Genomic DNA, 23919 nt, shown 5'->3' with positions numbered 1-23919 from the left:
CGTGACCACCCCAGCATTACGCGACGACGACATCGCCGTCATCGGTATCGGTGCGCGCTTCCCGGACGCGGCGAACCTGGACGAGTTCCGCGCCAACCTCGCCGCCGGGCGCGATTCCATCGGCCCCATGCCGGAATCCCGCGCCGAGGCGACCGGCCTGGACCGGTGCGTCCGGTATCTGCCGATGGGCCACCTCGCCGATATCCACAGCTTCGACTACGCCTTCTTCGGGCTGTCCAAACGCGAAGCGGCGCTGATGGATCCGCAGCAGCGAATCGCCCTGGAACTCGCGTACCGCGCCGTCGAGGACGCCGGATACGCGCCCGACACCCTGCGGGCGGCCAGCACCGCGGTGGTGTTCAGCGCGCCCATGCCGAGCTATCACGCCATGGCCGTCGATCCGGGACCGCTCGCCATGCTGGGCAATCTGCCCTTCGGCACTCCGGCCCGGATCGCGCACCTGCTGGGGTTCGACGGCCCCTGCTACGCCGTCGACAGCGGCTGCAACGCCTCCCTCATCGCCGTGCACCACGCCTGCCGGGAATTGCGCGGCGGCGACGCGGATTACGCGCTCGCCGGGGGAGTGAGCGTGCGCGCGAACGGTTCCCCGGCCTGGACCGCGCAGACCATGACCGAGATCGCCTCGCCCGGCAGCAAGGTGCGGGCGTTCGACGCCGACGCCGACGGCACCGTACCCGGTGAGGGCGGCGCGGCCCTGCTGCTGACCACCCTGGCGCGCGCCCGCGCCGACCGCGCGCCGGTGTACGCCGTCATCCGGGGCAGCGCCGTCCTGCACAACGGACATGCCGCCGTCACCATCAGCACCCCGAGCGCCGCCGCGCAGGCCAAGGTCATCGACCGTGCCTGGCGCAAGGCGGGAGTCGACCCCCGCACCGCCGGTTATCTCGAGGCGCACGGCTCCGCCACCCGCCTGGGTGACGCCGTCGAACTCGAGGGCCTGCGCACCGCCTTCGCCGACCGTGCCGCCGCGCTGCCGATCGGCTCGGTCAAAACCAATATCGGCCACCTCGATCACGCCGCCGGAGTAGCGGGCCTGGTCAAAGCGGTCCTCTCGGTCTCCGACGGCCGACTCTTCCCCTCCCTGCACTTCCACCGCCCCACCGGCGATCTCGACCTGGCCGCCGCCGGAATCGAAGTCGTCACCAGCCCCCGCCCCTGGCCGGGCGACGCCCCCCGGCTGGCGGGCGTGAGCTCCTACAGTCTCGGCGGCGCGAACGCCCACTGCGTCATCCAGGAAGCGCCGGACACGCATCCACCCCGGCCCGGACCCGTGCCGCACGCGGCCGCGGTGGCCCGACCGGCATCCGAAACCCTTGCCCGGCGCGCGGAGAACGCCGCGCCACAGCACGGGGCCGGGTTTGCGCAGGCTGATGGCGATCGGGTGGACGGTGAGCCGGTTCGACGGCTCGTCGGAGTGTCGGCGCGGACTCCGGCCGCCTTGGCCGAACTGTGTGGCACGCTCGCGCGGTATGTGCGGGACGGTGCGGCCGAGTTCGCCGATGTCGCGTTCACGCTCGGCCGGGGGCGGGCGCACTTCGGTTACCGTGTCGCGGTAATCGCCTCCGGCAATGCGGAATTGGCCGATGCGCTCGAGAGGCGCGGTAGCGCCGTCGATCCGGCCGGTGCACGGCCGGTCGCGCCGCGGGTGGCATTGCTGCTCTCGCCGGGTGCGATGCCGGTTGATCCGGTCGCCGGGATCGGTGCGGGACCGGCTGCTTCATTCGCTACGGATCTCGATGGAAGCGCCTCAACCACTGCGGACTCCGGCGTTGAACGCGGGACGGCCGGGTCGGATCGTGCGCACTCGGCGCTGCCCGCGCACTCCGCGCTGCCCGCGCACTCCGCGCTGCCCGCGCACTCGGCGCTGCCCGTGCTGCCCGCGCAGTTGCCTGCCGTCGGGACGGCCGCCGAGGTGCTCGCCGGGCAGCTCGCGGCGCATGACCTGCTGCGCGACTCCGGGACTCGATTCGCGGCGGTGCTCAGCGGGGGAGCGTCGAAGTTCCTCGGCCGCTATCTGCTCGGCTCCCGCGAGACGGTGGATGCCGGGGACCTGGCCGCCGCCGCGTCGACGCCCACGGTCGATCGGGCACGATTGTTCGCCGCCGCGCAGACCTTGTTGCGGGACGGCGCGGTCGTTTTCGTCGACCCCAGCCGCGACGGTGTGCTGGGCCGATACCTCGCCGCGGATCTCGCGGACCGATCCGATGCGGAAGTCCTCTTCGGCGCACCGGATTCCGGTGGATCGCTCGGCATCCTGGCTCGCCTCTACGAGCGGGGCGTAGACCTCGATTGGGCCGGGATGCGGCCGGGCGAGGGCCGCCGGGTGCGGCTGCCCGGACATCCGATGCACAGAACTCGGTGCTGGGTCGACCTTCCCACCGCCACGGCTCCCACCCCGGCCGGTGCCGCTACCACTCCCGGCGAGCCCGATGATGCCGCGTCCCACGCGACGGTGACCGGTGCCGCTGCTTCCCCCGTGGCTCCGGCCGGTGGTGGTGCTTCCCGTGTGGCTCCGGCCGGTGGTGGTGCTTCCCGTGTGGCTCCGGCCGGTGGTGGTGCTTCCCGTGTGGCTCCGGCCGGTGGTGGTGCATCCCGTGTGGCCTCGGCCGGTGGTGGTGCGTCCCGCGTGGCTTCGGCCGGTGACGGCGCTTCTCACGTGGCTCCGGCCGGTGCCGGTGCGTCCCACGTGACCACGACCGCTGTCGCTGCGTCCGGCGCGAATTCGGCTGGGGCCGTCGCCGATGTATTCGGGTCCGGTGCCGCGAACGCGACTGTGGCAACCGCCGTCCCGGCATCCGGCTCGACCGCCCCCGCCCGGCGGATGCCCGTGCCCGAGGATGCGACCGCGTGGCTGAGCGGAGTGCTGGGCGAGCTGCTGCACGCGGAGACCGAGATCGGCCCGGACGACGACTATTTCGACGTCGGCGGCAATTCGATCATCGCCGTGCAATTGGTCGAGCGGGTGGAGGAGGCGTTCGGGTTCCGCCCCAAGCTGCTCGATGTGTACGAACGCCCCACCGTCGCCGATTTCGCCGACCTGTTGCGCGCCGGTGCGCGCACGGCGGAGCCCGAGGCGAGCCCGGCGGCGCGCGGGGTTCCGCCCATCACCCGCACCGACGAGCTGGTCATGTCGCCCGGGCAGGAGCGCATGTGGTTCCACCACCAGCTCGTGCCCGATACCACGCTCTACAACTATCCGGTGGTCAACGTGCTGCGCGGGCCGATCGACATCGACGCCGTCAAGGGCACCTTCGAGGATTTCGCCGAGCGTCACGAACCGCTGCGCTACAACCTGGTCGAGGAGAACGGTCACCCGGCGGTGCGGGTGCGGCCCGCGCTGGTGGACTTCTTCCGGGTGGTGGATGTCTCCGGCGACCCCGAGCCGGTCGCCCGGGCACGCGAGCTGCTTCAGGCGGCCGCCGTCCGGCCGTTCGACCTGGCCCGCGACCCCATGGTGCGGGTGCTCGTGGTGACGTTGAGCCCCGATACCCATGTGCTGCAAGTGGTCTGCCACCACTGTGTCACCGACGGCCAGACCCCGGGGATTCTCGCCCGCGAGATTCCGGTGCTGTACGCCGCGCGACAGGAGGGGCGTACGGCCGAGCTCGAACCGCTGCCGATCCGCTACCGCGACTACGCGCGCTGGCATCGTGAACTGCTCGATTCCGGCGCTCTCGACCACGAGCTCGACTACTGGGTGCACGTGCTGCGCGACGCGCCGAAACTGCGGCTGCCCACCGACTTCCCGCGCCCGGCCCGCAAGACGTTCACCGGTGAACTGGAGCCGTTCACGGTGCCGGCGGCCCTGCTCGCCACCGCCCGCACGGTCGCCAAGCGGGAGTCGGTCTCACTGTTCGTGGTGCTGCTCGCCGCCTTCTATCTGCTGCTCGCCCGGCGCAGCGGCCAGCGCGACCTCGTCATCGGCACGCCGACGACCGGTCGGACCCGCCGTGAGCTGGAGGGCCTGATCGGCTTCTTCAACAGCACCGTGGCCCTGCGCGCCAACCTCTCCGGTCCGGCAACGCTGGCCGATGTGCTGGAGCGGGTGCGCGGAATCGTGCTGGGCGCGTTGGAGAATCAGGAGATTCCCTTCGAACGCGTCGTGCACGCGCTCGATGATCAGCGCGACCTGTCGCGCACCCCGATCTTCGATGTGCTCTACGTCCACCAGGACCTCACCAGCACCGGCGCGGCCAACCCGCTCAGCGGCGCGGAGACGGAGTTCTTCGACCTGGAGCACTCGATCCACAACGCCTTCGGCGGATTGCCGCCCGGCACCGCGAAGTTCGACCTCAGCCTGATCACCTACGACCGCAGCGACGATCACGACATGCTGGCCTGCTTCGAGTACAGCACCGAACTGTTCACCCGGCGCACCGCAGCGAGCTTCGCGGCCGCCTACCTCGACATTCTCACCGAAGTCGTGGAGTCGGTCCCGGAACGGTCGATCGAAGAACTGATCGCCCCCGCCCCGGCACCGCCGCCCGAGGTGGAACAGATCGCGGCACTGGACATTCCGACGGACCGTCCGCGTGGCGGCGGCACGGGACCGTACACACCGGGTGTGGTGCGCGTGCGGCCCGATGCCGACTCCACGGACGCGGACCTGCTCGCCGCCTGGGTGACGCTGTTGAGCTGGTACTCCGGTTCGGACGAGGTGGCCGTGGCGCTGTCGACCGGCGCGGCGCGGATGGACCTCGCCGACGAGCCCACCGGATCCGCACTGCGCGCGCGGGCCGCAGCGGCCTTGGCCGCACCGGCGCGACCTGTCGGTGTCGCGGCCCCGCGCTTCGGCGATACCGGCTCGGACGCCACGGAATTGGCGCTCGCTCGTGCGTCCGGCGACCCCGCCGTGCTGGAACTGACCTACGCCACCGAGCTTTTCGACGAATCGACCGCGCGGCAGCTGCTCACCGATCTGGTTCGCCTGCTGCGCGGCCTGTTGGAGACGCCGGAGGAACCGGTGCCGGATATCGCGGTGCGCCGCATCGCCGAAGCGGAGGTGACCCGATGACCGGAATGGTGGGCGTGCTCGGCGCGGGCATCATGGGTGCGGGCATCGCGCAATGCCTCGCGCAGGCCGGGCGTGAGGTCGTCGTGGTCGAACCCGATCCGGGGGCCGTGGAGCGGGCGCGTCGCGGGATCGACGAGGCCGTCCGACTGGCCCTGCTGCTGGGCCGGGGTGATCGCCGCACCGCGCTCGACACCGCCCGCCGGGTGCGCTGGACCGACACCGTCGACGAACTCGGCGCGGTCGACTTCGTCATCGAATGCGCGGTGGAGCGGATCGAGCTGAAGGAGAAGCTGTTCGCCGAACTCGACCGCGTCTGCCCCGCCGACGCCGTCCTCGCCTCCATCACCTCGGCCATTCCCATCGCCCGGTTGGCCGCCGCGACCGGCCGCCCGGACCGGGTGCTCGGCCTGCATTTCATGAATCCGGCCCCGCTGACCGATGCGGTGGAGGTGGTGCGCGGCGCGGCCACCTCGCCCGACACCATGGCGCGCGCCACCGATCTGCTCACCGCGCTGGGCAAGACGCCGATCGTCGTCGGCGACCGGCCCGGCTTCGTCCTGAACCGACTGCTCATGCTGAGCATCGCGGAGGCGGCCGCCCTGCTCGACGCGGGCGAGACCGCAGCCACCGTCGACGCCCTCTTCGAACAGTGCCTGGGCCATCGCATGGGCCCGCTGCGCACCGCGGATCTGATCGGCCTGGACAACGTCGCCGACACCATCGAGGTGCTGCGCGGCGAGACGGGCGCGTCGCACTACCGGGTGCCGCCCGCGCTCGCGGCGCTCGTCACCGCCGGACATTTCGGCCGCAAGACCGGACGAGGATTCCATGACTATCGCTGACCTGCCCGCCGCTCCCGCCGAGACGACATCCACCCGGGCGCCCGCGGACGCACCGCGCGCCGTACCGGCCACCGGTGCCGACACGGTCGACCTGTACCTCGAATTCACCGGCTCGCTGGACGCGAACGAGCTGAGCCGCGCCATCGACGCCGTGCTGGCCGATGTGCCGCTGCCGCACAGCGCTTTTCGCTCCGACGTCGATGCGGCCCGGACGCCCGCGAACCCGCCCGCACCGACCCCGGTGTACACCGACGCCGATCCGGCCTTCATCGCCGCCTGGATCGCCGAGGAGCGTTCGCGCCCAGTGGATGCCGCGAACGGACCGCGGTACCGCCAGGCCGTCTTCCGCCTCGCCGACGACCGGTTGGCCTGGTACCAGCGCTACCACCGCTCGGTCACCGACGCGGCCGGGCCCCTCGTCGTCCTCGGCAGGGTCCGCCACGTCCTGAGCGGCGCGAACGCGACGGCCGAGGCGACCCCGCCGTTCCGCGCGACCGCCGACCGCCTGGAAGACGAACGCCGCTACCGCGAATCGGGCGCGTGGGCCGCCGACCGCGACTACTGGGAGCACGCCCTCGCCACCGCCGCCCGCCCCGACCCCCTCCCCGCGCCGGTGACCGGTGGGCCAGCGTCCGGTGCGGGGGCCGCGCCGCTCTGGGCGGCGGTGGAGGGGGCGCGGGAGCTCACCGGACTGGCGCGGGCATGCGGCGGTGGCACACCCGCGGTGGTGCTGGCCGCGCTGGCCGTGTACGCGGCCCGCATCGCCATGGCCGACTCCGCTGTGATCGCACTGGACAACGGGGAAAGCGCTGTACCGCTGCACATTCCGGTGCTGCCGAGCGATCGGTTCGACGCCATTGCCCGGCTGGTGGGGCGAGAGCTGCGCAAGGCGCGCAGGCACCGCTACCTTCCGGATATCGACGAGCCGTGGCCGGACGCGCCGGTGCACGGGCGGTGGCCCCTGGCCGTGCGCATGCTGGGCGGCGCGGCGACCGATGGACTCGATGCGGCACGGATTTCGGCGTGGTTCGGTCTCGGCCACGCGTTCACCGTGTGCGTGGACGACCGGGCCGAAGGCGGCTGGCGGATCGCCGCCCCCGGCGCGCCGCGCTCCCACCGGGACCGCCTGGCCCGGCTGCTGGGACAGCTGGCCCGCGCCCCGCACCTCCCCATCGCACGGGTGGATATCGCCGCGCCCAGCGAGACCGACCACTTCGTCGGTGAGCGCCCCGCGACCGAGAGCGCGACCCCCACCACCCTCGCCGCCCGGTTCGCCGCGCAGACGGCCCGCTCACCGGAGGCGCTCGCGCTCGTCGGCCCCGGCACCCGCATGACCTACGCGCGGCTGCACCGTGACTCGAATCGGCTGGCGCGCACACTGATCGCCCTGGGAGCGGGGCCGGAACAGCTGGTGGCCCTCGCCATCGGCCCGTCGCCGGAGCAGATCCTCGCACTGCATGCGGTGGTGGCGGCCGGTGCCGCGTATCTGCCGCTCGATCCGGAGCATCCGCGCGCACGCCACGCCCGCATCCTCGATATCGCGCGCCCGGTCTGCGTCCTCACCACGCGGGAGGCCGGATTCGAGGCCCCGGCCGGAGTCCGCGTGATCCACATCGACGAACTCGACCTCGCCGGTGCACCGGACACCACCGTCGCCGATGCCGACCGCATCGCCCCGCTGCGTCCGGACAACCTCGCCTACGTGCTGTTCACCTCGGGCTCCACCGGCGAGCCCAAGGGCGTGGGCGTCACCCATGCCGCCGTCTGCGCCCATCTCGACTGGATGCGGCGGCTGCACCCGCTGGACGACACCGACGCGGTGGTGCGCAAGACCGCCCTGACCTTCGACGTCTCGGCCTGGGAAGTGCTGTGGCCGTTCACCGTCGGCGCCCGGCTGGTGATCGACGGCACGTCCGGTGACCCGGCCGAACTGGCCCGCGTCATCACCGACCACGACGTCACCACCGTGCAGTTCACACCGTCCACGCTGACCGCCCACCGGCGCGCCGTGGCCGCACCGCTGGCACCCAGCGTGCGCCGGGTGCTGCTCGCGGGTGAGGCGCTGACCCCCGCCCTCGCCGCCGCGCTGCCCGCGGTGGCACCGGGGGCGCACGTCGACAATCTCTACGGCCCGACCGAGGCGACCATCGCCGTCACCCGCCACGCCATCGGCGAGCACGACACCGCCGCGGTGCCGATCGGCGCACCCGCCTGGGACGTCCGCGCCCGTGTGCTCGACGCCTGCCTGCGCCCCGTGCCGACGGGTCTGCCGGGCGAGCTGTATCTCGGCGGTGCGACTCTCGCCCGCGGTTATGTGCGGCGGGCCGGGCTCACCGCGGCCCGTTTCGTCGCCGACCCGTTCGGCGGTCCCGGCCAGCGCCTGTACCGCACCGGCGATATCGTCCGCTCGACCGGGCACGGCGAGCTGGAATTCCTCGGCCGCGCCGACTTCCAGGTGAAGCTGCGCGGTATCCGCATCGAACTCGGCGAACTCGAATCGGTGCTCGCCGCACAGGAATCCGTGGCCCAGGCGGTCGCGGTCGTACACGGCGGCCAGGCCGGGGGCCGACTGGTCGCCTACGTCGCCCCCGCCGCCGGTCACCGCATCGACACCGCCGCCCTGGAACAGCGATTGCGGGAACTGCTGCCCCGGCACCTGGTGCCCGCGACGATCATCGGACTCGCGGAGTTCCCCGTGAACCGCTCCGGCAAGGTGGACCGCGCGGCGCTGCCCGCCCCGGACGCCGAGCCGGTGGCCTTCCGCGCCCCGCGCACGGACACCGAAACCGCGCTGGCCGCGGCCTATGCCGAGGTGCTCGGCCGCGACAGCATCGGCGTCGACGAATCCTTCTTCGCGCTCGGCGGCGACAGCATCATGTCCATTCTGCTGGTCTCCCGGGCGCGGGCGCGCGGCGTCGCCGTGACCGCGCAGCAGGTGTACGAACACCGGACCGTCGCCAGGCTGGCGGCCATCGCCGAAACCGCCGGCGTTGTCGATGTTCCACCGCTCGCCGAGCTGCCGGGCGGCGGCGTCGGCGAACTGCCGCTCACTCCGGTGATCCGGTTCCTGGTCGAGCGCGGCGGCAACTTCGACCGCTTCTGCCAGTCCATGACCCTGGAACTGCCCGCCGGAATCGACCGTGCCGCACTGGTTTCCACCATCACCGCAGTGGTCGACCACCACGACATGCTGCGCTCGCGCCTGTACCGCGACGACGCCGGCTACTGGCATGTGCTGGTCACACCGCCGGGCAGCGTCGACGTGGACTCCCGCATCGACCGGGTCGTGCATGCCGCCGATCTCGGACACGACGAGCTGCTGGCGCTGGCCACGGCCGAAGTGAACCGGGCCGTCGACCGCATCGACCCGTCCACCGGCGAGGTGCTGCGATTCGTCTGGCTGACACCGGATTCGGACACCGACTCCGGTCTGCTCATCGTGGCCGCGCACCACATCGCCGTCGACGGCGTCTCCTGGCGCATCCTGCTGCCCGACTTCATTGCCGCCTGGTCCGCGGTCGCCAGCGGCAGCACGCCCCGGCTGCCCGCGGTGGGCACGTCCATGCGCCGGTGGGCGCACGCCCTCGTCGACATCGCACACAGCGAGTCGGTGGCCGCCGAACTGCCGCTCTGGCGCGAGATCGTGACCGGTCCGGATCCGTCGTTCGGCGACCGGCCCTTCGACCCGCACCGCGATCTGGCCGCCGAGGTGACGCACACCAGCGTCGAACTCGACGAGGCCGACACCGAGGCCCTGCTGACCGCCATCCCCGACCGCTACCGGGCCCGGGTGGTCGACGCCCTGCTGACGGCGCTCGCGCTGGCGGTGACCCGCTGGCGGACGCGGCGCGACGAGCACGAGCGGTCGGTGCTGCTGCGGCTGGAGGGCCACGGCCGCGAACAGGACGCGGTACCGGGCACGGAACTGTCCCGCACCGTCGGCTGGTTCACCTCCATCGTCCCGGCCCGACTCGACCTGAGCGGGGTGGACCTGGACGACGCCTTCGCGGGCGGACCGGCGGTGGGGCACGCCCTCAAAGCCGTCAAGGAACAGCTGCGGGCGGTGCCGCACAACGGGTTCGGCTACGGGCTGCTCCGCTACCTCGACGCGGACGCCGCCGCCGCGCTGCCGCCGGGCGAGCCGGGGCAGATCTCGTTCAACTACTTCGGGCACATCACCGGTCTGGACATTCCCGCGGAGCTGGCCGGAATCGGCTTCCTGCCGTCCACCGAGTTCGGCAGGCTGATCATCCGGCCCGATCCCCGGCGTGGCGCACTGGGCGCGGTGGAGGTGGACTCCATCGTCCTCGGCAACCGCCTGGTGACCAGTTTCGGTTGTGCGCGAGGCATATTCGATGCCGCCGATGGTGCCGAGCTGGTCGAGTGGTGGCGGGCGGCGCTGCGCGCCGTCGCACGGCACGCACGCGGTCCGCGGACCCGGGGCGGGCACACCCCCTCCGATTTCCCGCTGACGGCGGTGTCCCAGGGCGATATCGACGGCTGGGAGGGCCGGTACCCGACGCTGCGCGAGGTGTGGCCGGTGACGCCGCTACAGGCGGGCATGATGTTCCACGCCCTGTTCGATCCCGGCGCGGTGGACGTGTACACGGTGCAGCTGGTGCTGAGCCTGGAGGGCGCGGTGGACGCGGCCCGGCTGCGGGCCGCCGCCGCGGCGGCACTGGAGCGGCACGCCAATCTGAGCGCCGCCTTCGACATCGCGACGAGCGGCGCACCGGTGCAGATCGTCACCGGCGACACGGTACTGCCGTGGCGGGAGGTGGATCTGACGACGACGGCGGAGGACTACGATCGTCTGCTCGACGCCGATCGCACCGTGCCGTTCGATCTGACGGATCCGCCGTTGCTGCGTTTCCTGGTGCTCCGCCTCGGTGACGGGCGCACCGAGTTCGTGGTGACCTGCCATCACCTGCTGCTCGACGGCTGGTCGATCCCACTGCTGCTGCGCGAGATCATGGTCGGCTACGCCGGTTTCGACATCGAGCCGCCCCGGCCGTACCGCCACTATGTGGAATGGCTGGCCCGGCAAGACGATTCGGCGTCCCGGCAGGCGTGGACGCAGGCACTGTCGGGACTGGAGGAGCCGACGCTGATCGCGGGTGACGCCACCGGGCACGCGCCCGCCACCCTGCCCCTGGAGCGGTCGTTCGATCTGGACGAGGCCCGGACCCGCGCGGTGACGACACTCGCGGCCGAACTCGAAGTGACCGTCAGCACCATCGTGCAGGCGGCATGGGCGATCCTGCTGGCGCGCACCGTCGATCGCCCCGACATCGTCTTCGGCACGACGGTCTCGGGCCGTCCCGCCGAGCTCGCGGGCATCGAGAACATGGTCGGGCTGTTCATCAACACGATTCCGGTGCGGATTCGACTGCTGCCGGGGGAGTCGGTGGGCGCGCTGCTGCGGCGCGTGCAACGGGAGCAGTTCGGGCTGACCGCGCACCACCATCTGGGCCTGCCCGAGATCGGCGCGCTGGCCGGGCTCGGCGAGGGTGGACTCTTCGACACGCTCCTGGTGGTCGAGTCGTACCCGGTCGACCCGGAGAAACTGCGAGCGGATGCCCTCGCTCACGCCGATCTGGCCATCACCGGAATTCGGTCCCGGGAGGCGACGCACTACGCGCTGACCCTGAACATCCGGCAGACCGACCGGCTGCTGGTCCTGCTCGGCTGGCGACCCGACCTGGTCGACGAGGCCACCGTGGCGCGTCTGGGCGAGCGGTTCGTGCGGGTGCTGGAAGGGCTCGCCGCGAACGCGTCGGCCGAGGTGAGCGAGATCGACGTGCTCGGTGCGGCGGAACGCCTTCGGGTGCTGCGGGAGTGGCAGCGCCCGGAGGTGCGGCTGCCGGAAGCGACCCTGGTCGGACTGTTCCGCGACCGGGTGGCCGCGCACGGCGATGCCGTCGCGGTGCGGTGCGGCGATCGTGCCCTCACCTACCGTGCTCTCGGCGCGGCCTCCCGGGCGCTGGCCCGCGCGCTGGCCGACCGCGGCATCGGGCCCGGAGCGCTGGTGGCCGTGGGGGTTTCGCGCTCCGTCGGACTGGTCGTGGCGCTGCTCGGCGTGCTCGAGTCCGGCGCGGGCTATGTGCCGCTCGATCCGGGCGATCCGTCCCGACGGCTGGAATTCGTACTCTCCGAAACCGATCCGGCCTGCGTCGTCACCTCCGTGTCCGACCGCGACGCCCTGCCCGGACACGGACGGACGCAGCTCGTACTCGACGACGCGGGCGAGCTGCACCACGCGGGCGCGCCCGGCGGCCCGGAAACGCCCAGCGGCCCGGAAACGTCCGGCGCTGGTGCGACGACCGGCGCGTCGGAGGAAGACCGCGGCGGGACGGCGGAAGTCGCCCGCGCTCTACGCCTCCCGCACCCGGATGACGTCGCGTACGTGCTCTACACCTCCGGTTCCACCGGCCGCCCGAAGGGCGTGAGCGTGACCCACCGCAATGTGGTCGCCATGCTCGCCGCCACCCGGACCCTGGTCGACACCGACCACACCGACGTCTGGACCATGTTCCACTCCTGCGCCTTCGATTTCTCGGTGTGGGAGATGTGGGGCGCGCTCGGCAGTGGCGGCACCCTCGTCGTCGTGGACGACGATCTCACCCGCTCGCCGGGCGGGTTCGCCGAACTCCTCGCCCACGAGGGCGTCACGGTGCTGAGCCAGACGCCGTCGGCCTTCACCGCATTGCTGGACAGCGGTGTCCGCCGCGCCGCCGTACCCGCATTGCGGCATATCGTGCTCGGCGGCGAGGCGGTGGACCCGCGTCGGCTGCGGGTCTGGTACGACACCGATCCGGCGGGGAACACCCGGATCTCGAACCTGTACGGCATCACCGAGGCGACCGTGCACGCCACCCACTTCGCGATGGACCGCGCGCACGCGGAATCCGCCCGCGCCAGCGTGATCGGTCGCGGTCTGCCGGGAATGACAGTGCGCGTGCTGGATTCGCGATTGCGTCCCGCGCCGGTCGGCGTCCGCGGTGAGCTCTACCTGGCCGGAGGTCAGCTCGCCCGCGGCTATCACGCCCGTCCGGTGACCACCGCGGAACGCTATGTCGCCGACCCGTTCGGGGCTCCCGGCGCGCGCCTGTACCGCACCGGGGATCTGGCGCGCTGGAACGCCGACGGACAGCTCGAGTACCTCGGTCGCGGCGATCAGCAGGTGAAGATTCGCGGCTATCGCATCGAGCCGCGGGAGGTCGAAGCCGCGCTGCTGGAACACGACTCGGTCGCGCGGGCAGCCGTCGTGGCCCGCACCGCCGAGTCCGGCGCGGCGCGGCTGATCGCCTACGTCGTCCCCGCTCCCGGACCGGCCCCCGCCGTGGAAGATCTGGAAGTCCATATCGCACAGCGTGTTCCGGCGTACATGCGGCCGCTCGCCATCGTGCCGGTCGACACGCTGCCGCTGACCGCCAACGGCAAGCTGGACGTCGCCGCCCTGCCGCGGCCGGTGCTCACCCCACGCTCGGACCTGGCCCCGCGTACCCCGGCCGAGGGGATCGTGGCCGACCTGTTCGCCGAGGTGCTCGGCATCGACCGGCCGGGCGTGGACGACTCCTTCTTCGTCCTCGGCGGCGACAGCATCATCTCCATCCAGCTCGCCTCCCGGGCGCGGGCGCGCGGTCTGCACGTGACGCCCCGGGAAGTCTTCGAACATCGCACCGTCGCCGGAATCGCGGCGGTGGCACGGCCGTTGGCGGCGGACGCCGAACTGCCGCGTCAGCTGCCGGAACTGCCCGGCGGCGGCATCGGCGATATGCCGCTCACCCCCGTCGTCCGGTGGCTCACCGAACGCGGCGGCGGCTTCCGCCGGGTCAACCAGACCCTGACCGTCGAGCTGCCGGTCGGCGTCGGACCCGACGCCGTGATCCCGGCCGTCGGTGCGCTGCTCGAACGGCACGATATGTTGCGGAGCAGGCTGTTCCGCGACGATGTCGGCGAATGGCGATTCGAGACCGCGCCGCCGGGCGCGCTGAACGCGGTCAACCTGGTGCGCCGGGTCGGGTTCGGCGACGACGCGGATGCCGCCGCCCTGCGGGAGATCCTCGCCGTGGAACGCGACGCCGCGCTGGACCGTCTCGATCCGGCGGCCGGGGTGATGGCGCAGTTCGTCTGGCTCGATCCCGAGGACGGGAGCGTTCCGGGACGTCTGAGCATCTGCGTCCACCATCTCGCCGTGGACGGCGTCTCGTGGCGCATCCTGCTGCCCGACCTGTTCACGGCGCTCGCGGCGACCGCGAACGGTGCCGTGCCCCAGCTCGATCCGGTCGGCACCTCCATGCGCCGGTGGGCACACGCGCTGGTGGACGCGGCCTACGCGCCCGAGCGGATCGCCGAACTCGATCGCTGGCGGCGGATCTGCGCGACGCCGGAACCTCCGCTCGGTTCCCGGCCGCTCGATTCGGTCGTGGACACCACCGCGCGACTGGCGACGGTGGAGGTCGCCGTGGCCGACACGGTCACCGAGGCGCTGGTCGGCACCGTCACCGCGCGCTTCCACGCGGGCGTCGACGAGGTGCTGATCGCCGCGCTGGCTGTCGCGCTCGCCGCCTGGCGGGCCGGACGCGGAGTGCACGCCCCGGCGGCGCTGCTGCGGCTGGAGGGGCACGGCCGGGAGGAGCAGGTCGCGCCCGGGGCGGACCTGTCCCGCACGGTGGGCTGGTTCACCTCCGTCTACCCGGTGCGGCTCGACCTCGGCGATATCGATCCCGCGGCGGCGCTGGCCGGAACCGACGCGACCGGTGCGGCGCTCAAGACGGTCAAGGAACAACTGCGCGCCGTCCCCGATCACGGCATCGGCTACGGCCTGCTGCGGTATCTGAATCCCGATACCGCCGAACAGCTTCCGGCGGCGATGCCCGGCCAGGTCGCCTTCAACTACCTCGGCCGCGTCGACGACCGGGGCGGCGATGTGCTCGCGACACCGCAGTCCCACCCGGACCCGGACCTGCCCGCGGCCGCCGCCATCGAGGTGAACGCGTACGTGGCGGGCTCCACCCTCCGTGCCGGACTCACCCATCCGACCACGCTGCTCTCCGAGGCGGAGGTGTCGGAGTTGGCGCGGCTGTGGGCGAGTGCGCTCGGTGCGATCGCGACCCACGCACGCGACGAGCATGCCGGTGGGCATACGCCGTCGGACTTCCCGCTGGTCCGGGTGTCGAGCGCGGACATCATCGGCTGGGAGCGGCAGTACGGCCGGCTGGCCGATGTGTGGCCGTTGGCGCCCTTGCAGTGGGGGCTGTTCTTCCACGCCACCGTCGCCGCGCCGACCGATGCCGCCGTCGCCGACGTCTACAACGTGCAGACGGTGGTCCGGCTGGGCGGAGCCGTCGACCGCGATCGGTTGCGCCGGGCCGGACACGCCATCCTGCGCCGCCATCCGGGGCTGCGCGCGGCCTTCGTCTTCGACTCCTCCGGCACACCGCGCCAGGTGGTGCCGGAGACGGTCGACCTGCCGTGGCGGGAGGTGGATCTGGCCACCGCGGACGAACTGGCCGAGTTCGCCGCGCAGGATCGCACGCGCCCGTTCGATCCGACGCGTCCGCCGCTGGTGCGCTTCACCACGGCCCGCGTCGCCGACACCGAGCACGTGCTGGTCGTCACCTACCATCACATCCTGCTGGACGGCTGGTCGGTACCGCTGGTGCTTCGGGACCTGCTGGCGCTGTACGCCGCCGACGAGCCGCTGCCCGCGCCCGCGGGTTCGTTCCGCGACTACCTCGCCTGGAACCACGGCCGCGATCTCGCGGCGACCATGCGAGCCTGGCGGCGGGCGCTGGACGGCGTGACCGCGCCGTCGCTGGTCGCTCCGGCGACCCGCACCCGCGACAGCGCGGTCACGACGGCGACCCAGCGCTGGTTCCTCGACGCGGAGACCACCGCCGCGCTCGGTGCGGTCGCCGCGGACGCCGGGGTCACGGTCAATACGGTGCTCCAGAGTGTGTGGGCGATTCTGCTGGGGCGCAGGCTCGGCCGCAACGATGTGGTGTTCGGCGCGATCGTCTCCGGGCGTCCGCCCGCGCTGCCCCATGTCGAGTCCATTGTCGGGCTGTGCATCAACACCGTGCCGGTGCGGGTGCGCTTCGGACCGCGCATGCCGGTCGCCGACCTGCTGCGGGTGGTGCAGGCCGAGCAGGCCGAGTTGATGGAGCACCATCAGCTCGGGTTGACCGAGATCCATTCCGCCGCCGGGTTCCGGGACGTGCTGTTCGATACGGTGCTGGCCTTCGAGTCCTATCCGACCGATGCCGAGGGGCTCAGCGCCGCGTCCGCCGCCGTCGAGGGCATCGCCGGTTCGGGGCTCGAAGTCACCGGTACCGCGCATTACCCGCTGACGGTCGTGGTCGATCCGGGCCGGGAGTTGGGGGTGACGATCGGCTATCGCAGCGAGTTCCTCGACGCGGAGCAGGTGTCGGAGATCAGCGCGAGCATGCGAGCGCTGCTCACCGCCATCGCCCGTGACCCGGGCGCGCCGGTCGAGGAGTTGGAGTGACCGCCCGCCTGCCGTTGACCCGTGCCCAGCAGCACATCTGGGTCGCACAGCAACTCGACGACACCGGGCGGCGCCTGATCGTCGGCGGGTACGTGCACATCCACGGCACGATCGACGACGCGGTCTTCGAACGAGCGCTGCGAATCGTCGTCGCAGGAGCGGAGACCCTGCGGGTGCGCTTCGACTCCGCCGCCGACGGCGCCGCTGTCCAGGTGGTCGAGGAGTTGCGGGACTGGCCGTTGTACCGCACCAGCTTTCGCACCGCCACCGATCCGCACGGTGCGGCGTTGCGCTATATGGAAACGGCCCTGGAGCGGCCCTTCGACCTGCGCCGCCCGCCACTGTTCGAACACCATCTGCTCGACCTCGGTGCGATCGGCACCCTGTGGTTCATCCGCTCCCACCACCTGGTCCTCGACGGAGCGTCCTCGGCCGCGTTCATCCGTCGCGTGGCCGACACCTATACCGCGCTGCTGGGCGGGCAGCGGGTGGCGGAGGCGGTGTTCGACCGGGTGGCGGACCTGGTCGCGGAGGACGAGCGGTTCCGCGCCTCCGCGCGGTTCGCCGCCGACCGGGAGTTCTGGGCGCACCGACTCGCGACCGAGCAGCCCTATGACGCACCGCAATTCGCCGGAGCGCCGACGACTGCCGACGGCAATCGATTTCTGCGGCGCGCCGGGGTGCTCGGCGAGGCCGACTGGAAGGCGCTGCGCGCCCGCGCGGAAGCGTCGGGCACACCGTGGCCGGTCTGGGCCTTCGCGGCCAGCGCCATACTGCTGCACGCGGATTCGGGTGTCCGCACGGTCACCCTCGGTCTGGCCGTGCCCGCCAAACGTTCCCGGCACGCGCTCGGAATGACCGCCAATGTCCTCCCGCTGCGGATCACGGTCGATCCGGCGGCCACGGTCGGCGAGCTGCTGGCGGCCGTGCGCGCCGAATCCCTGGTCATCCTGCGCCACCAGCGTTTCCAATACGGTGAGATGCTCGCCGACCTGGGGGGCAGCGGACTCGACGGTGGCATTCTCGGACCCACCGTGAACGTCATGCCCATGCAGAAGGATCTGCGCTTCGGCTCCGAACCGGCCACCCTGCGCCATCTCGCGGCCGGGCGATCCGACAATCTCAACATCAGCCTCTACGACAATGGCGATCCGACGCTGTCGGTGGTGCTCGAGGCGAATACGCTGCGCTATTCCGAATGCGACCTGGCCGCACACCACGGGCGGCTCACCGAAACCCTCGCCGCCCTGGCCGCCGCGCCGCGGGAGCGTCCGCTGGCCCGGCTGCGGACCGCACCGGACCCGGCCGGACCCGCCGCCACCGTCGCACCGGCGGACACCCTGGTCGACCTGTTCGAGCGCACGGCGGCCGCACACGCCTCCGCCGTCGCCGTGGCGCACGGCGACACCGCGCTCGGCTACGGCGAACTCGATCGGCGCGCACAGCGGCTGGCCCGGGTGCTCGCGGGATACGACGTCGGCCCGGGGCATTTCGTGGGTCTCGCGCTGCCGCGTTCGATCGATCTCGTGGTGGCGATGGTGGCGGTGCTGAAGACCGGCGCGGCGTATGTGCCGCTGGACCCGGGCTATCCGGAGCGGCGACTGCGCACCATCGTCGACGACGCGACGCCGACGGTCGTCCTCGCCGGTTCGGCGGTGTCGCTCCCGGAATCCCTTGCGACGCAGTACGTACTGCGGATCGGAGACCCGCCACAGGTCGCGCCCCGGCAGCCACGGCGACCGGGGCCGTCGCACCCGGCGTATGTCATCCACACCTCCGGCACCACCGGGACGCCGAAGGGCGTGGTGGTCACGCACGCCAATGTGGTCCGGCTGCTCACCGCGACCCGGCCGTGGTTCGACTTCGGCCCCGATGATGTCTGGACCCTGTTCCACTCCACCGCGTTCGACTTCTCGGTCTGGGAGATATGGGGTGCGCTGGCGCACGGCGGCAAGCTCGTCGTGGTCGACGCCGAGGTGGCGCGGTCGCCGCGTGACTTCCTCGAACTGCTGGCGGCCCAACGGGTTACGGTGCTCAATCAGACGCCGTCCGCCTTCGGCATGCTGGTCGACGCCGAGGCGGACCGACCGATCGACGGCGACCGGCTCGCCCTGCGCCACGTCATCTTCGGCGGGGAGCCGGTGGAGCCGTGGCGGTTGGCCCGGTGGTGGTCGCGGCACGATCCGCGCCGGCCGCGGCTGATCAATATGTACGGCATCACCGAGACCACGGTGTTCACCACCGGAACGCCCTTGGCGGACACCGCCGCGGCGGGCGATATCGGCACGCCCCTGGCGGATCTGGCGGTGTACGTGCTCGACGCCGCGTTGCGGCCGTGCCCGCCGGGGATGCCCGGGGAACTCTATGTGGCCGGTCCGGGTGTTGCCGCCGGATACCTGCGACGACCGGGCGTCACCGCGGCGCGATTCGTCGCCGACCGTTTCGGCGCGCCCGGCGCGGTCATGTACCGCAGCGGTGATATCGCGCGGTGGACCGCGGCCGGGACGCTCGAATACCTCGGGCGGGCCGACCGGCAGGTCAAGATCCGCGGCTTCCGGATCGAGCCGGGCGAGATCGAGGCCGCGCTGTGCGCGCTCCCGGCCGTGCGGGCGGCGGTGGTGCTGACCGTGGCGCACCGGCCCGGGGATCGGCGGCTGGCGGCCTTCGTCACCGGGGACGGCATCGATACGGGTGCGGTGCGGGCGGGTGTCGCCGAACGGCTGCCCGCCCACGCGATACCCGCCACGATCGTGACCGTCGACGCGATTCCGACCACCCCCAACGGCAAGGTCGACGAACGGCGGCTGCGCGCTCTCGCGACCGGCGCGGGCCCGGCCGACGCCCGGCCGCGCACCGACGCCGAGGCGCGGCTGCACGCCGTATTCGCGGAGGTGCTCGGGCACGACGGCTTCGGGGTCGAGGACGGGTTCTTCGCCATCGGCGGCGACAGCATTCTCGCCATCCGGCTGGCGGACCGCGCCCGCGCGGCCGGATTCGACCTCACCCCCCGGGATGTGTTCGAACAGCAGCACATTCGCGCACTCGCGCGCAGTGCCGGGGCGCTCCCGCCGACCGCCGCCCGCCCCGCCCCCACCCCGCCGGACGGCCGCACCCTCCTGCCGACGACCCCCTTGCAGGCCGGGCTGCTGTTCCACTCGCTGCTCCAGGCGGGGGAGGGCGAGGACCCCTATCTCGTCCAGGCCGTACTGACGCTGAACGGTCCGGTCGACGCGCAACGACTGGCCACCGCCCTGCGCACGGTCCTCGACCGGCATCCGCACCTGCTGGGCCGCTTCGTCATAGACGGCGAGAGTCCGCGCTACGAGATCCGCACCGACCCGGAATTACCCTGGCGCGTAGTAGATCTCACCGCCCGCGCGACCGCTGGCCGCCCACCCGCCGAGTGGGACGACGCGGTGCGTGCGGCACTGGCCGAGGACGTCCGCATGGATCCGCTGGCGGCCCCACTGCTGCGCGCCACGCTCGTCCGCACCGGGCCTCGGTCGGCCACGCTCCTGGTCACCCATCACCACGCGCTGCTCGACGGCTGGTCGCTGGGCATTCTGCTGCGTGAACTGCTGCTGACCTATCACGGGTGCGAACTGCCCTCCGCCCCGGCCTTCGCCGCGTTTCTCGACCTGTCCGCCACCCTGGACCGCGAGCGTGCCCGCGCGGCCTGGGGTCGGGCGCTGCACGGGGCCGAACCCGGCAAGGTCGCCCGCGTCGACCGGCACGGGTGGCGGCGGCCCGTCGAACACCGGTTCACCCTGCCCGCCCCCGTCGTCGCCGCGCTGCGCGAACGCGCCGCCGCGCACGGCCTGACGCTCAACTCGATGGTTCAGGCCCTGTGGGCGCTGGTGCTGGCCGATCTCACCGGCAGCGACGACGTCGTCTTCGGCATCACGGTCTCCGGCCGCGACACCGGCGACCTGCACGACACCGTCGGGCTGCTGATGAACACCGTGCCGCTGCGGGTGCGCCGTCATCCCGCGCAGACGCCGCTCGAACTGGCGTGCCGGATGCAGCGCGAACGGGTGGCGCTGATGGACCACGACCATCTCGGCCTGCCCGACATCATGGCGGCGGCCGGGGTGAGCGACCTGTTCGACACCTCGCTCGTCTTCGAGAACTTCCCGCTCGACACCGCTCTGTCCGACACCGCCCTGTCCGGCACCGCACTGTCCGGCACCACGCTGTCCGGCATCTCGGACGCCGTGCGGGTCAGCTCCGTCGATGTCATCGGCGGAACGCACTTCCCGCTCACCGTGGTCGTGGTGCCGGGGGCCGAGGAGCTCGGCTTCCGCATCGGCGCACGGCTGGACCTCATCGACGCCCTCGCCGATATCGACGAGCTGTGGTCGCGCATCCGCACCGCCGCGGCGGCGCTCGCCGCGCCGTACCCGTCCCCGATCGGGCGGCTGAACCTGCTGCCGCCCGCCCGCCTGACCGAACTGCTCGCCGCCGGACGCGGCGCGGACACCGATATCGAGCACGCGAGCCTGGCCCGGTGTTTCGAGGCGACGGTACGGGATCACGCCCACGACATCGCCCTCTGGTGTGACGGAACGGAATTCACCTACGCCGAGGTGAACTCGCGTGCCAACCGGGTCGCCCGGTGGCTGCGCGCCCGCGGCGCGGGACCGGGCGTGCCGATCGGTCTGGCGCTGCCGCGTTCGGTCGACCTGGTGGTCGCCTTCCTCGCCATCGCCAAACTGGGCGCACTGTGCGTGCCGCTCAGCGACCGCTATCCGCCCGCGCAGGTGCGGCAGCTGCTGGCCTTCACCGAAACCGAGCTGGTGCTGCACGAACTCGACGGCGCGGCGGCGGAATTCGATGACAGCGACCTCGGCGTCAGTGTCTCGCCCGATGCCGTCGCCACCCTCATGTTCACCTCCGGGTCGACCGGTGTGTCCAAGGGCGTCGAGGTCACCCACCGCAATATCGTGGCCCGCGCCCGCGACCGGATCGGCCGCGGCGACGGGCACCGGCGCATGCTCATGCACCTGCCGCACAACTGGGACATGGTGGTCTGGGAACTGTGGCTGCCGCTGCTCACCGGCCGGACGACGGTCATCGCCCGCCCCGGCGTCCTCGATGTGCACGACTACACCGAGATCCTGCGCGCGGTCCGGGTCACCTCGATCATGCTGCCGGCGGGGCTGTTCGACCTGCTGGCCGAGCGGATACCGGACGCGCTCGCCGGACTGCGGATGATCGCCTCCGCCGGTGACGTGCTGCCGCCCCGCGCCGCCGCGACGGTGCGGCGCGGTGGGCGGCCGCCGGTGGTGACGAATCTGTACGGACCGGTGGAGGCGACGAGCTACGCGCTGGGCTTCGCGATTCCGGCGGACATGTCGGCGGATCGGCCGGTACCCGTCGGCCGCCCGGCCGACAACACCCGGGTCACGGTGCTGGACACGGCGTTGCGCCCGGTCCCGGTCGGTGTCGCCGGTGAGATCTACCTGTCCGGGGCGGGACTGGCCAACGGATACCACCGCGCCCCGGCCCACACCGCCGAGCGCTTCGTGGCCGACCCGTTCGGCCCCGCCGGTGAACGCATGTACCGCACGGGCGATCTCGGGCGCTGGGACGCCGACGGTCTGCTGCACTTCCTCGGCCGTGCCGATCGGCAGTTGAAGGTCAACGGTTTTCGCGTCGAACCCGGTGAGGTGGAGGCGGCGCTGCGCCGCGAACCCGGCGTCACCGCCGCGATCGTGACCGCGCGCCGCGCCGCCGGCGGGCAGTCTCTCATCGCGCACATCGTCGCGGCCGACCGGGTCGACACCGCCGCACTGCGGACCCGGCTGGCGGCGACGCTGCCGTCCTACCTGGTGCCCTCGGCCATCGTGGTCCTGGACGAACTGCCGTTGACTCCGATGGGAAAGATCGACGTGGGCGCGCTCCCGATGCCCACGACCGGCGAACGAGTACCGCCCCGCACACCGCGGCAGCGGATCCTGGCGAGCGAATTCGCGTCGGCGCTGGGCATTCCGGAGATCGGTGTCACCGACGACTTCTTCGCGCTCGGCGGCAGCTCACTGTCGGCGATACGGGTGGTCGCGGCCCTGCGGTCCGCGCTCGGTGTCGCCGTATCGCTGCGCGACCTGTTCGAGTCGCCGACCGTCGCGGCCCTCGAGCGGACCCTCGCCCACCGCGAGCCCGAACGCCTGCCGAACGACCTTGCCGCCGTGCGTCGTACCGATCCGATTCCGCTCGCGCCCGCCCAGCAGCGCCTGTGGACCGTGAACTACCTCGGCGGCAACCGCCCCGACTATCTGATCGCCACCGGTCTCGAGCTGTCCGGGCCGCTGGATCCGGCGGCCGTGGCGGCGGCCGTCACCGACCTGGTCGAGCGACACGAGATCCTGCGCACCGTCCTGCCGTACGGCACCGACGGACCCGTGCAGCACATCCTGCCGACGGCGTCCGCACGCCCGGACTTCCGGATCGTCGAGCTGCCCGACGCCGAAAGCATCGGCCGGGCGGTGGATTCCGAACTCGGCAACGGCTTCGACCTCACCGCGAGCCCGCCGCTGCGCATCCGCCTCTACCGCACCGGTCCCGAACACCACATCCTGCTCGGCGTCCTGCACCACGTCGCGGGCGACGGCGAATCCCTGGCCGTGCTCCAGCACGACCTGCTCACCGCCTACCGCGCGCGGGCGGCCGGTCACCCGCCCCGATGGGACGCTCCGGCAACCCAATTCGCCGATTACACGCTGTGGCTCCGGCAACTGCCGCACGCCGACGGCACCCTCCTCGAACGGCAAGCGCGCTACTGGCGGACCGCACTCGACGGCCTGCCGCCGCACCCGGTGCTGCCCACCGATCGTCCCCGCGACCGCCGCCGCGACAACAGCGCGGCGGCGATCCCCATCCACCTGGACGCCGCCACCCACCGCGACCTCGCGCGCGCCGCCCGCGCCCACCGCGCCAGCGTCTACATGCTCGTCCACGCCGCCCTCGCCCGCGCCCTGCACGCGCACGGCGCGGGCCCCGACCTGCCCATCGGCGTCGCCCTGAGCGCCCGCGACACCGCGGGCCTGCAAGACCTGGTCGGCTGTGTGGTCGACACCGCGATCGTCCGCGTCGACCTGTCGGCCGCCCCCACCCCCGCCGACCTCGTAGCGCAGGTCCGCGAACGCGTCCTCGCCGCCTACGACAACAAGGAGTTCCCCTTCGACGACCTCGTGGCCCTGCTCAACCCCCCGCGTTCCCGCACCCACCACCCCCTGTTCCAGGTCATGGTGACCTACCTGCGCGGCACCGAGATCGATGCCGCCGACACCGGACTCACCATCCGCCACCACCCCGTCCCGGTCCGCCACACTCCGTGGGAGCTCCTGCTGAACCTGCGCGAGGAATACGGACCGGACGGGGAGTGCGCCGGTATTCGTGGCGAACTGATCTATGCCGCGGAGCTTTTCGATCGCGGCACGGCGGCAGCCATGGCTGCCGCCATATCGGCCGCCGTGGACGCATTGTGTGCCGAACCGCCGACGGATATGGACCGGGGCGTTCCCGGGTAG

4 protein-coding genes are annotated in these 23919 nt (G+C 72.3%); all 4 read left to right on the top strand.

Annotation, left to right across the window (positions count from 1 at the left end; translation table 11 throughout):
• Position 1: 1 nt before the first annotated feature.
• The 4 genes from QMO76_RS04950 to QMO76_RS04935 are packed head-to-tail and all read left to right on the top strand — an operon-like array spanning position 2 to position 23919.
• Positions 2-5035 (top strand): condensation domain-containing protein, encoded by a 5034-nt coding sequence (locus tag QMO76_RS04950; RefSeq protein ID WP_306359972.1) that lies wholly within the window; start codon positions 2-4, stop codon positions 5033-5035.
• On the top strand, positions 5032-5877 hold the full coding sequence (locus QMO76_RS04945) for a 3-hydroxyacyl-CoA dehydrogenase family protein (RefSeq protein ID WP_306359971.1): 846 nt from the start codon (positions 5032-5034) through the stop codon (positions 5875-5877). The genes QMO76_RS04950 and QMO76_RS04945 overlap by 4 nt, the downstream gene beginning before the upstream one ends.
• Positions 5864-16390, top strand: a complete 10527-nt coding sequence (locus QMO76_RS04940; protein WP_306359970.1) for a non-ribosomal peptide synthetase — start codon at positions 5864-5866, stop codon at positions 16388-16390. The genes QMO76_RS04945 and QMO76_RS04940 overlap by 14 nt, the downstream gene beginning before the upstream one ends.
• Positions 16387-23919, top strand: coding sequence for a non-ribosomal peptide synthetase (locus QMO76_RS04935; RefSeq protein WP_306359969.1), 7533 nt, complete (start codon positions 16387-16389; stop codon positions 23917-23919). The genes QMO76_RS04940 and QMO76_RS04935 overlap by 4 nt, the downstream gene beginning before the upstream one ends.

It is taken from the genome of Nocardia sp. CC227C (assembly GCF_030767025.1).
Classification (GTDB): Bacteria; Actinomycetota; Actinomycetes; order Mycobacteriales; family Mycobacteriaceae; genus Nocardia.
The sequence above is the reverse complement of the archived record's forward strand: the minus strand, read 5'-3'. Positions and strand labels throughout refer to the sequence as shown.